The sequence below is a fragment of the Streptomyces sp. CC0208 genome, from assembly GCF_003443735.1.
Taxonomy (GTDB): Bacteria; Actinomycetota; Actinomycetes; order Streptomycetales; family Streptomycetaceae; genus Streptomyces; species Streptomyces sviceus.
The window spans coordinates 8,780,161-8,791,892 of sequence record NZ_CP031969.1 but is presented as its reverse complement, the minus strand read 5'-3'; the positions used below and the strand labels follow the sequence as shown (position 1 = coordinate 8,791,892).

11 protein-coding genes and 1 pseudogene are annotated in these 11,732 nt (G+C 69.9%); 7 read left to right on the top strand and 5 right to left on the bottom strand.

The window, feature by feature from the left end; genetic code table 11:
* Positions 1-116 precede the first annotated feature (116 nt).
* The 3 genes from D1369_RS40395 to D1369_RS40385 all read left to right on the top strand — a co-directional run bounded on the left by D1369_RS40395 (position 117) and on the right by D1369_RS40385 (position 2,602).
* Positions 117-317: a hypothetical protein gene (locus D1369_RS40395; protein ID WP_037898644.1), complete on the top strand. Its 201-nt coding sequence runs from the start codon at positions 117-119 to the stop codon at positions 315-317.
* A gap of 4 nt (positions 318-321) precedes the next feature.
* The gene (locus tag D1369_RS40390) at positions 322-1,056 is read left to right on the top strand and encodes an FCD domain-containing protein (protein WP_007379464.1); all 735 of its coding nucleotides are present in this window, start codon (positions 322-324) and stop codon (positions 1,054-1,056) included.
* Positions 1,057-1,135: 79 nt separating this feature from the next.
* Complete coding sequence (locus tag D1369_RS40385) at positions 1,136-2,602, top strand: APC family permease (RefSeq protein WP_037898647.1); 1,467 nt, start codon at positions 1,136-1,138, stop codon at positions 2,600-2,602.
* A 149-nt stretch (positions 2,603-2,751) separates the two neighbouring features.
* Here the strand turns inward: D1369_RS40385 and D1369_RS43260 are convergent, their stop codons facing one another.
* The 4 genes from D1369_RS43260 to D1369_RS40370 form a co-directional block, all read right to left on the bottom strand.
* Positions 2,752-2,925, bottom strand: a complete 174-nt coding sequence (locus D1369_RS43260) for a hypothetical protein (RefSeq protein WP_007379466.1) — start codon at positions 2,923-2,925, stop codon at positions 2,752-2,754.
* A gap of 122 nt (positions 2,926-3,047) precedes the next feature.
* A complete protein-coding gene (locus D1369_RS40380) occupies positions 3,048-3,719 on the bottom strand; it encodes a hypothetical protein (RefSeq protein WP_118083052.1) in 672 nt (223 codons plus the stop codon).
* Positions 3,716-4,339: a sigma-70 family RNA polymerase sigma factor gene (locus D1369_RS40375; RefSeq protein ID WP_007379468.1), complete on the bottom strand. Its 624-nt coding sequence runs from the start codon at positions 4,337-4,339 to the stop codon at positions 3,716-3,718. Before D1369_RS40375 ends, D1369_RS40380 begins: the two co-directional genes overlap by 4 nt.
* A gap of 371 nt (positions 4,340-4,710) precedes the next feature.
* Positions 4,711-5,208 (bottom strand): GNAT family N-acetyltransferase, encoded by a 498-nt coding sequence (locus tag D1369_RS40370; protein ID WP_007379469.1) that lies wholly within the window; start codon positions 5,206-5,208, stop codon positions 4,711-4,713.
* Positions 5,209-5,355: 147 nt separating this feature from the next.
* On the opposite strand from D1369_RS40370, the gene D1369_RS40365 reads away from it, so the two are divergent.
* Both D1369_RS40365 and D1369_RS40360 read left to right on the top strand, forming a co-directional pair.
* Entirely contained in the window at positions 5,356-7,041 is a 1,686-nt protein-coding gene (locus D1369_RS40365) for a ribonuclease J (RefSeq protein WP_118083051.1), read from the top strand.
* 469 nt (positions 7,042-7,510) lie between these two features.
* Positions 7,511-8,353, top strand: coding sequence for a PIG-L family deacetylase (locus D1369_RS40360; protein WP_007379471.1), 843 nt, complete (start codon positions 7,511-7,513; stop codon positions 8,351-8,353).
* A 197-nt stretch (positions 8,354-8,550) separates the two neighbouring features.
* On the opposite strand, the pseudogene D1369_RS44260 reads toward D1369_RS40360, so the two are convergent.
* A pseudogene (locus D1369_RS44260) lies at positions 8,551-8,684 on the bottom strand (RidA family protein); the annotation flags it as partial.
* A 133-nt stretch (positions 8,685-8,817) separates the two neighbouring features.
* Here D1369_RS44260 and D1369_RS40350 point away from each other — a divergent pair.
* Positions 8,818-9,198 (top strand): helix-turn-helix domain-containing protein, encoded by a 381-nt coding sequence (locus tag D1369_RS40350; protein WP_007379472.1) that lies wholly within the window; start codon positions 8,818-8,820, stop codon positions 9,196-9,198.
* A 354-nt stretch (positions 9,199-9,552) separates the two neighbouring features.
* Positions 9,553-11,688 (top strand): SpoIIE family protein phosphatase, encoded by a 2,136-nt coding sequence (locus D1369_RS40345; RefSeq protein ID WP_007379473.1) that lies wholly within the window; start codon positions 9,553-9,555, stop codon positions 11,686-11,688.
* Positions 11,689-11,732 lie beyond the last annotated feature (44 nt).

Sequence of the window (11,732 nt, the reverse complement as noted above, 5' to 3'; positions counted from 1 at the left end):
CGTGCGAGGCGAGGTCTTGTTTAACTGTTCACCTTGCTCTAATTTTTCCTCCATCGCGATCCGCTCCTCCCCTCGCGAAAGCCTCCTCCCGACGTGCCCCTCCCCTCGGAGCTCCCATGCACCACCCCGAGACGTCGTCGCGGGAACCGCCTGCCGCCCTTCTCGCCGCGTACGAGCCCGCCCTGGACGCGGCGCACGGCGGAAGCCAGGCGCGGGACGCCGAGCCGCGTGATGTCGAGCCCGCGTTCCCGGCCACGGTCCCGCCGTACGACGTCACGTTCGGGGCCACGTCCGCGATCAGCAGGCCGTTAGGGTGACGTCGTGGTGAATGCAGCGGGCAAGTTCGGGCCGTACAACCAGCCGGGCTCAGCTCCCACGACCCCGGTCATCGGCGTGGGGCACGCCCGCGCGCTGCCTCTGGGCGGCCAGAACGGATCCGATCTCGTCCGGTCACGGATCGCCCTGCGGGTACGCCTGCAGTCCGTGCGGCCGGGGGACCGACTCCCGGACGCCGGTGTCCTCGCCGAGGAACTGGGGATCGGGGAGATCACCGTGCGCCGCGCGCTGGAGGGCATGTGCCAGGACGGCCTGCTCGACCGCCGACGCGGCCGGGCGGGCGGAACCTTCGTCGCGCAGGGCTGGGACACCGTCGTCGCCCTGATGCACGACGCGGAGGAGGCAGCGTCACTGGACGCCTTCCACCTGCTGCTCGAATGCGGCCTCGTGGCGCACGGTTCGGGAGAGGTGCCGGCCGAGAGGCTGGACCCACTTCGCGCACTCGTCGACGACCTGGACCGAACCGACGACCCGGCAGACATGGCGGAGCTGGAGACCCGCTTCCACCTGGCCCTCGCGGAGGCGCTCGGCGGCGCCGGAATCCGCGAGTTCGCCGCCGATCTGCTCGGCCGGCTGTGCCTGCTCCTCCCCGCACCGCTGCCCGAGGCGGTACGGGAACAGAACCGCTGCCACGCCGAACTGCTCACCGAGCTCGGGCGGGGTGCGACCGAACCGGCCGTACAGGCGGTGAAGGCACACCAGCGTTCCCGGCACCGCTGACCCGCCCCGACCGTGCCCGCCCGGCCCTCGACAGCCCGCGCACCCACCACGCCGCCACATTGCACGAGGAGTTGCCGCCATGCCCCACCCCGGAGCAGATCCGCTGACGCCCCCGGGCCCCGTCGGCGCGCCGCAGCGGCTGCGCGGCGGCGTCCTCGGCATGGCGGACATCGCCGCCGCGACGATGGCCAACGTCGGCCCGGCCATGAGCTTCTTCTTCGGGTTCGCCTTCCTGGCCACCACCGCGGGCGTCGCCTCGCCCCTGACCATCGCGGCCGCGGGTGTCGCGGTAGCGCTCCTCGGCAACACGCTCGCCGAGTTCTCCCGCGCGCACCCCTCGGCGGGCAGCTTCATCACCTTCGTCGGCAAGACGTTCGGACCCGTCAGCGCGGTGACGACGGCGCTGTTGGCGGCGCTGGGCTACATCATCGCGATGGCCGGTGTCATCTCGATCTCCGGCGGGTTCGTGCAGATCACCCTGCAGCACTACACGGGCATCGACCTGCCGTGGATCATCTGGACCCTACTGCTCACCGGGTTGGCCGTGGTGCTGATGCTGCGCGGGGTGGTCGTCTCCACCAAGTGGGCCGGCTACTTCTTCGGCGCGGAGATGCTGGTGCTGCTCGTGGTCTCGGTCGCCGCGCTGGTGGAACACCACGGCGGGCTGTCCGTCGACCCCTTCCTGCCCAGCCACATCAGCGGCGGTTTCAACGGTCTGGCAGCCGGCTTCCCGCTGGCGGTGTACCTGTTCATCGGATGGGAGAACTCGGCGGCACTCGCCGAGGAGACGGAGAATCCGCGGCGCAACGTCGGCCGCGCCGTGTTCTCCTCCATCGCGATCATGACGGTGAGTTACATTCTCTTCGCCTACGCCACGGTGACCGGCTTCGGCTACGACGTGGCCAAGCTCGGAGCCACCCGGATCCCCTTCATCGAGGTGGCCCAGGACACCCTCGGCGTGCTGGCGTTCCTCGCCTACCTCGGTGGTCTGACCTCCACCCTCGGCGTGCTGATCGCGGGTATCAACTCCCAGGCGCGCCTGGTGTTCAACGCCGGACGCGAGGGTCTGCTGCCCGCCTTCTTCGGCTATGTCCACCCTGTCCGCCGCACCCCGAACAACGCGATCGTCACCTTCACGGCCATCGCCCTGCTGATCATCGGCGGCTGGGGCCTGGGCCACCTGCTGGGCTCGGACGGCGGCCCGATGAACCCGGTGGTCTTCTTCACCGAGTCCTCGACGCTCGGCGCCATCCTGATCCTGCTGGTCTACCTCGCCTCCAACATCGCGCTCCCGCTGTACTACCGCAGGTACCGCCCCCAGGAGTTCCGGGTCGTCCGGCACCTCCTCCTGCCCGCGCTCGGCACGGTGGCCATCCTGGTTCCGCTGTACTACCTCGCCAAGCCCGGGCAGCCCGCGCCGTACAACTGGTTCCCCTACGCGGCGATCGCCACCTTGCTCGTCGCCGTCGGCTACGCCACCGTCCTGGTCCGCCGCGATCCGGTCCTGGCCGAGCGCGTCGGCTCCATCGTCGCCGACGCGGACTGAATCCCGGCCGGATCCGGCGCGAGCACCCGGCTGTACTGGTCCACGAACGCCCCTGATCCATGCAGCCAGGCCGATGCCAGGTGCACCCGGGTCAGTCGGACAACCGACCCGGCGCGGGCCGCCCTGGTGCGGATCATGCTGCTGTGTGATCACATGCGGTGCTCGACCCACACGAAGATCAGGCCCACGGCTCCGGTGCCGGCGCCGTAACAGGCGCCGCGCAGCAGTTGAGCGAGGGCGATGCGCCGCCGTCGCACGATCCACTCCCGGACGGCGAGGAACCGTTCCCGGCCCGTGCGAGGTGGAGGGAGGCTGGGGTCCATGGCTTACGTCCCTTTCTGGATGGCGTCCTGACGGGGAGCCCGCCCGGCCGTGGCCGTGGAACCGGTGGCTGGTGACGGTCTCCCCTGTTCGTTGTCGTACCGGTCGTCGTACCGGGAGAAGATCAGCGGCCTTGGTTGAACTCCTGGAGCCGGGCCACGAGTTGGCCGTCGGGCCGGGCGACGATGACGGAGGAGTGGGGAGTGCGGGCGGCCAGCCGGTCGACCTCGCTCTCCAGGCGGCCGGTGGGCGCGTGGGCGCCGGAGCCGTTGGCGCGTACGTACCGGGCGAAGATCTCCAGGCCGTCGAGGAAGGCGGCGTCCGGCGGAGCGGTGTCGGCCATGGAGTGGGTGAGCTGGTGGAACCAGTGCCGCGCCCGCCTGGATTCGCCCACGCACAGGTGGTGCAGGTGCAGGCAGTAGGCGGCGGCGCGGCTGCCGGCCCCGGCGGCGAGCTGCCACCAGAACTGTGCGGATTCGGGATGGCCGGTCAGGGACAGCAGGCAGGCGTAGACGAGGGCGCCGTCGACGTCGAGCTCCTCTTCCGTCAGCGGCCCGCGGTCCGGGCCCTCGGCGATCTTCGCGACGTGAGCGGCTGCGTCCGGCTCGTTGAGGACCCACCGGCACACCACGGCGAGGCGCTGTCCGGCCTGGGCGGCGCGGGTGACCTCGGTGGCGGGAGTGCGGCGGGAGGCGTCGGCGGCCAGCCGGCGCAGCCCCGCGGCGACGTCGGCGCCGCTGCGCGGGGCGACCGGCAGTCGGGCGCTCTCCAGGAGGTCGTTGATGGTGGTGCTCACGCTCCCACTCCCTTGTGCTTGGACTTCTTCGGGGTCTCGGGCAGGCCGAGCTTGAGGCGCAGGCGTTCCTTGGCACGGCGCAGGTGGTGGCCGACGGTCCGGTCGTCTATGCCGATGTACCAGGCGACCTTGGCGGTCGGGTAGCCGAGCACGTAGCGCAGCACGATCACCTCGAACTGCCGGTCGGGCAGGTCCGCTATCGCCTCGTACAGACCGCTCGCGGACTCCATCTTCTGGAGCTTGTCGCGGGCCGTGACGAGCGCCGTGTCGAGGGCCTGGGCGATGGGGCCGTTGATGACGAATGCCGGGCCCCGGCCCTCCGCATCGAGGCGGTTGTGGACGATGCGCCGCACGATCGCCCACGCACCCTGTTCGAGGTTGCCCGCGCTCAGCAGCTGCGACCAGCCCGCGTGAATCTCCAGGAAGACCTCGTGGATGACCTCTTCCGCGGTCTCGCGGTTGCCGAAGTGCACTTCCGCATACGCGTGGAAGACCTCGTGGTGACCGAGGTAGAAGGCCTCGAAGTCCACTTCCAGGTCCAGGGCGACGAACATGGACTGCGAGAGCCCGGCGCGGTGCTCCGCCGGCGAGGCGCCCTCCTGGGCGTCGTCGTACCTCACGACCGGCTCCTGTCGGCAGGGGACATGAGCAAAGATCCTCTCCATCGAGGCAAGCAGGGACCCGGCGCCAACTCGCTCGCGCCGAAAGGCCGTTGGGCCTGAGACCTAGCTAAGTGATTTGCCCGGCGGAACACTCACGCCCGTTTGAAAAAGCCTCCCCACGCGCCCCCGTGCAGGCCCTGTACACCCTTCAACAAGCGCCGCTAGTCACCCTCCGTAGCGCTCTGACCAGGTCCAACCCACCCGAAGTACGCACCGAACACACATGCGCACACTCACCGTGTTCTGCATCACACCCCACCCGCCACCCCTCGCACGCCGGCATCAACCCGGCGCCCGCACCGGCTCAGCACGTGAACCGGAACACCCGTTCACGCCGGAGGAAGGCGAAACTCGAATTCGGGACGGTCCCACGGCACGGCGGGCGGGTTCGCGAGCGCGGTCCCGGTCCGCACAGCACCGACGCGGTGGTAGAAGTCCTCGGCGGGCCGGTGCGACACGACCTTGACACGGTCGAGCCCGGCGGCACGGGCCTCGGACTGCATGTGCTCGACGAGCAGCCGTCCGATCCCATGTCCTTGTGCTTCGTCGGCGACGAACAGCAGATCGAGCTCCGGTGGAACGAGGACGAGCGAGTAGAACCCGAGGACCCGGCCTGCATGCTCGTCGGCACCGACGGCACCGACGGCTACGAAGGTGCTGTGGGCTTCGATGTAATCGGGACCGACCCGATAGCCCGCCACCGCGGCCGCGTATTTCCCCTGGTAGGCGCCTGAGCCACGCACGAGCCGCGTGAGCCGCTTGGCATCCCGCGCGACGGCCCTGCGTATCGTGACCGGCCGGCTGATCGGGGAAACGCGTGAACTCATCCGGAGAGTATGTCGCACCGAGGTCCCGTCAGGATGTTCCTCGGCGGGGCGGTACCGCTTCGGCGCCTGGCACTACCGACCGTCACCAGCGATCAGATCACAGCGACAATGGATCATCTCGTTGCGCTCTCCGGGTACCGTCAAGCTATGAGTCATCCGCACCCCGAACTGAAAGCCGCTCCGCCTCTTCCCGAAGGGGGGCTGCGGGTCATCGCCCTGGGCGGCCTGGGTGAGATCGGCCGCAACATGACCGTCTTCGAGCACGCGGGCAAGCTGCTCGTCGTCGACTGCGGCGTGTTGTTCCCCGAGGAGACCCAGCCGGGCGTCGACGTGATCCTGCCGGACTTCACCTCGATCCGCGACCGGCTGGACGACATCGTGGCCGTCGTGCTGACCCACGGCCACGAGGATCACATCGGCGGAGTGCCGTACCTGCTGCGTGAACGGTCCGACATTCCCGTCGTCGGCTCCAAGCTGACGCTGGCGTTCCTGGAGGCCAAGCTCAAGGAACACGGCATCCGGCCGCGCACGGTGCGGGTGCGGGAGGGCGACCGGCGCGGCTTCGGGCCCTTCGACCTCGAGTTCGTTGCGGTCAACCACTCCATCCCGGACAGCCTCGCGGTCGCGATCCGCACCGGCGCCGGCATGGTGCTGCACACCGGCGACTTCAAGATGGACCAGTTCCCTCTCGACGACCGCATCACCGACCTGCGCGCCTTCGCCCGCCTCGGCGAAGAGGGCGTGGACCTGTTCCTCACCGACTCCACCAACGCCGAGGTTCCCGGCTTCACCACCTCGGAGCGTGAGCTGAACCCGGCGATCGAGCAGGTGATGCGCACGGCGCCACGCCGGGTCATCGTCTCCAGCTTCGCCAGCCATGTGCACCGCATCCAGCAGGTCCTGGACGCCGCCCACCAGCACGGCCGCAAGGTCGCCTTCGTCGGCCGGTCGATGGTCCGCAACATGGGCATCGCCCGTGACCTGGGCTATCTGAAGGTCCCGTCCGGTCTGGTCGTGAACACGAAGGAGCTGGAGAAGCTCCCGGACCACAAGATCACTCTCGTGTGCACCGGCTCCCAGGGCGAACCCATGGCCGCGCTGTCCCGCATGGCCAACCGCGACCACCAGATCCGCATCGGCAAGGGCGACACCGTCCTGCTCGCCAGCTCCCTCATCCCCGGCAACGAGAACGCCATCTACCGGGTGATCAACGGACTCACCCGGTGGGGCGCCCACGTGGTCCACAAGGGCAATGCCAAGGTGCACGTCTCCGGGCACGCCAGCGCAGGCGAACTCGTCTACTGCTACAACATCGTCAAACCGCGCAACGTCATGCCCGTGCACGGCGAATGGCGCCACCTGCGCGCCAACGCCGACCTCGCCATCCGTACCGGTGTCGATCCCGACCACGTCGTCATCGCCGAGGACGGAGTCGTCGTCGACCTCGTCGACGGCCGCGCGTCCATCACCGGCAAGGTCCCCGCCGGCAACGTCTACGTGGACGGCATGGAAGTCGGCGGCGCGACCGAGGCGTCCCTCAAGGACCGCCTCACCCTCGCGGAGGAAGGCGTGGTCACGGTGGTGGCGATCGTCGACGCGGACACCGGCGCGCTCGCCGAGGCGCCCGACTTCCTGGCCCGCGGCTTCGTCCACGACGACGCCACCTTCGAGCCGGTCGTCCCCGTCATCGAGAAGACCCTGGCCACCGCGGCCGAGGAAGGCGTCGGGGACGCGCGCCAGCTCGAACAACTCCTCGCCCGGGCCGTGGCGAACTGGGCGTTCCGCACCCACCGCCGCAGGCCTCTCATCATCCCCGTCATCATCGACGCCTGAGTCACACCCCGGCAGCACGAGCCGGACCGGTCCGTGGTCGCGTCGACGTAGGCGGAAGGCGTCAGGGAACGGCGCGGCCAGGACACCACCTCGCGCGGCATGCGGTCGGTGTCCTGGCCCGCGCGCCGTCGGTGTCCTGGCCCGTACGACGAGTGGCGACGTCTTCCGGCACCGGCGCGTACGGGGTGCCGGTCCCGTGTGACCTGGACCTGGACCTGGCCGGCCGTGACCGCGGCGTCCTCGGCGTCGGTCCTGCCCTCGCCGCGGGGCTGACCGATGGTCGAGGAGGAGCGTGAGCGAACGCGGCTCCACCGTCGGCCAGGTCGACACCCCAGGTCACCTCATCGCCCCGCAGGACCCTGCGCTTACCACGGGCGCCTCCGCCTGGCCAAACGCCGGCACCGGGAACAGCCGGACCGTCCGGCGCGGTTGCATCGACCGAGACACATTTATGCAGGAGGACTGTTTGATGACTGGCCGGCCCTTGACGCTCATGGCAGTACACGCCCACCCCGACGACGAGGCCACCGGCACAGGAGGGGTCCTCGCGCGGTACGCGGCGGAAGGCATGCGTACGGTTCTCGTGACGTGTACCGACGGCGGTTGCGGTGACGGGCCAGGGGGTGTCAAGCCGGGCGATCCCGGGCACGATCCGGCGGCAGTCGCCCTGATGCGCCGTCAAGAACTCGAGGCGAGCTGTGAGGTTCTGAAGATCAGCGATCTGGAGACGCTGGACTACGCCGACTCCGGGATGGCGGGCTGGGCGAGCAACGACGCCCCCGGGTCCTTCTGGCAGACCCCCGTGGAGGAAGGCGCGGCCCGACTCGCAGAACTCATGCGGCACTACCGACCTGATGTGGTCGTCACCTATGACGAGAACGGCTTCTACGGCCACCCCGACCACATCCAGGCCCACCGCATCACGATGGCGGCGCTGGAGATGACCGAGCTGACTCCGAAGGTGTACTGGACCACGATGCCCCGCTCGATGATGCAGCGGTTCGGCGAGATCATGCGCGAGTTTCACGAGGACATGCCGGAGCCGGATCCTGCCGAGGCCGCCGAGGCCGCCGCGGCGGCCGAGATCGGCCTCCCCGACGAGGAGATCACCACGTGGGTGGACACCACCGCGTTCAGCGATCAGAAGTTCGACGCGTTGGCCGCCCACGCCAGTCAGGGTGAGAACATCTTCTTCCTCAAGATGGGCAAGGAGAGGTTCGGCGAGTTGATGGGCATGGAGACCTTCGTACGGGTCCAAGACACCACCGGTGCGGACGTCCCCGAGAACGATCTCTTCGCCGGCCTGCGCTGACCCGGCCGGCTGACCGGGCCCGCGACCCCTCACCGAGCGCACGGCGAGATCGAGCACCGCGTGCTCGTGCTGCCGACCCGACACCGCGTTCGCCCCCTCCCACCTGGCTCCCCCGCGGGTGGGAGACCTGCGTCGTTGCGAGTCGGGTCGCTGCGCACGATGGGACCCATACTCAGTTCGCGCAGATTCACCACGTACAGCTGGGCGACGAAGTCGTCCACATGGAGGAAGTCGCCCCGCCCCTCTCGTCGAGCGAGAGCCGGCCGGAGACGTGGACCAGGTCGCCGGACTTGATCGCCTGCGCGTAGCCGAAGTCGCTCTCGGCCGACAGGTTGTGGTTGAAGACGGCCGCGGATTCACTTCAGCGGAACCAAGACGCGCTCGCTCTCTTGTGGTTACTCGAAAACCGTAGGAGAGTGACCGTTGACCTGGAAGAACGCACTTTTCAGTGACTGAGGAACCAGATGGCGACCAAGCAGTACACGGGCTCGCCCGAAGACGCGGACCTGAGGCGCGCCGACTCTCTGGCGCGCGCGATCTTCTCGGACGTAGCCAACAAGTGGGCGTTCCTGATCATCGAGGCTCTCGGAGAACGCACGCTGCGCTTCAGCGAGTTGCGCAACGAGGTCGAGGGCGTCAGTCACAAGATGCTCACCCAGAACCTGCGCATGCTGGAGCGCTACGGCCTGGTCGAGCGGGAGGTGCACCCCACCGTGCCGCCGCGGGTCGAATACACCCTCACGGAGCCGGGCCAAGCCCTGCGCGCCACGGTCGACGGCATGTGCGGCTGGACCCACCAGTACCTCGGTCACATCGAGGCCGCCCGCCGTCGCTTCGACGCCTGACGGGCGGCTGACGGACGGCTAACGGGGCAGCTGACGGACGGCTGGCCTCCGCACGGGGCACCCAGATGTTCGGAACCCGGCTCGGCTGCGACGGCCACGGCTCGGCAAGGCCCACCCCGCCCGACGTCCAGGCAGGGGGTACATCAGACCTCACCGAGGCCGCCGTGGCACCGTCTGCCCGCCCTGCTCAGCGTGCCGGGCCTGTCGTGGATGACAAGGACCACTCACCTGGACGGGGTGTGGTGTCAGGTGCTCGGGGGGACCATGGAAGTCGCAGCGCCTGCAGACGGCGGCAGGCGCGTGCCGAGGCCGACGGACGCCCCGTGACGTCGGCCGGCGGAAGGAGGGCCGGCGATGGACGAAGCCGATCGGTCTTCCGTGGACCAGGGCCCGGCGGACGCCCGCCGTCCCGAGGACGAGTCACCGCAGCCCAGCGGGCTGATGGACCTCCTCGGGGTGGCCGCGGTGCTGCTGGACGCCGAGGGGCGGGTCGTTCTGTGGAGTCCGCAGGCCGAGGAACTGTACGGCTACACGGCCCAGGAGGCGCTCGGGCAGTACGCCGCACACCTACTGGTCCACACGGGGCAGTGGGACTGGGTGATCAAGACGTTCGCCGACGTCATGGAGAGTGGAAAGAGCTGGGGCGGCACGTTCCCCATCCGCTGCAAGGACGGTGGCACGCGGCTGGTGGAACTGCGCAACATGCGGCTCATGGACGACCACGGGGACTTCTACGCCCTCGGGCTCGGCACCGACACACCCAGGCTGCGCCAGGTGGAGCGGGACCTCGCGCTGTCCACCCGGCTGGTCTCCCAGTCCCCCATCGGCATCGCGATCCTCGACACCGATCTCACGTACGTGTCCGTCAACCCCGCTCTCGAGCGCATCCACGGCATTCCCCAGGAAGAGCACCTCGGCCGCCCCTACCGCGAGGTCATGAGCGCCCCGGAATTCGAGGAGGCCGAGACCGCGATGCGGCAGGTCCTGCGCACCGGGGAGCCGCTGCTCGACCGGTCCCCCATCGTGGGCCGTACCCTCGCCGACCCGGAACAGCACGCCTGGGCGATCTCGGTGTACCGGCTGGAGGACACCTGGGGGCACGTTCTCGGGGTGGCCGAGCTGGTGGTGGACGTCACCGACCGCTACCGGTCGGCGCGGGAGGCCACGGAGACGCGGCGACGTCTGGCGCTGATCGCTGACGGGGCCGCCCGTATCGGCACCACTCTGGAGGCCGACCAGACGGCCCGGGAGCTGGCGGACGTCGTCGTCCCGGAGTTCGCCGACGTGGCCGCCGTGGACGTACTGGACTCCGTCCTCGACGAGCACCGCCCCGCCACCCGCGACGGCCCCGCTCTCTTCCGCGCCCTCGCCGTCAAGGCCGCCTACGCCACGGACGCAGCGACGGCCGCTGACCCGCCCGGCCGGATCACCGCGTACGAGCCCGACCGCCTGGCCACCCGGTGCGTACGCACCGGCCGGCCCGTCCTGGTCCCCCACACCGGCGGAAACGACCTGTCGCACATCGCTCGCGACGAGCACGCGGCCGTACTGCTGGCCCGCGCCGGCGTGCACTCCTACCTGGCCGTCCCACTCACCGCCCGCGGCATCACCCTCGGCTTCCTGGGGCTGACCCGCGCCCGGGACCCACGTCCCTTCGACGAGGACGACCTCGCCATCGCCGCCGAGCTGGCCTCCCGCGCAGCGGTGTGCATCGACAACGCCCGCGCGCACCAGCACATGCGCAACGCGGCCGAGACCCTCCAGCGCAGTCTGCTCCCGACCGCCCCTCCCGACCTGCCCGGCCTCCAGGTCGCATCCCGCTACCGGCCCGCGCAGGCCGCCTACGAGATCGGCGGCGACTGGTACGACGTCCTCCCGCTCAGCGGCGACAGAACGGCGCTCGCCGTGGGGGACGTCATGGGCAGCGGCATCGAGGCCGCCGCCGCCATGGGACGTCTGCGCACGGCCACGACCGCCTTCGCCGGTCTCAGCCTCGACCCCGCCCAAGTCCTCGAGCAACTCGACTCGATCACCTCCGGCCTTGAGCAGTACATCGCCACCTGCGTCTACGCGGTCTACGACCCCCACCGCCGCGAGTGCCGCATCGCCAACGCCGGCCACCTGCCCCCCGCTCTCGTCCGCAGGGGCGGGCACCCGCAACTCCTCGACGTGCCCACCGGCGCGCCTCTCGGCGTCGGTGGCGTCCCCTTCGAAACGACCACCTTCGCCTTCGGGCCCGGCGACCGACTGGTTCTGTACACCGACGGACTGGTCGAAACCCGCCGGCACTCCATCGACGAACGCCTCGACACCCTCCTCCATCTCCTGGACACACCCGCATCTCCACTGGAGGAGACCTGCGACCGGCTCCTCGCCGACCTCAGACACCCCGGCGACCACGACGACGTCGCCCTGCTCATCGCCTGCGCCCGACCCCTCGCTTCTCACCGCGCAGACCTCCACCGCCGGCTCCCGCGTGAAGCGCTCTGAGCACGGGGCGGTGGACACGCGGAGGCGGGACACGAATGCGGGAC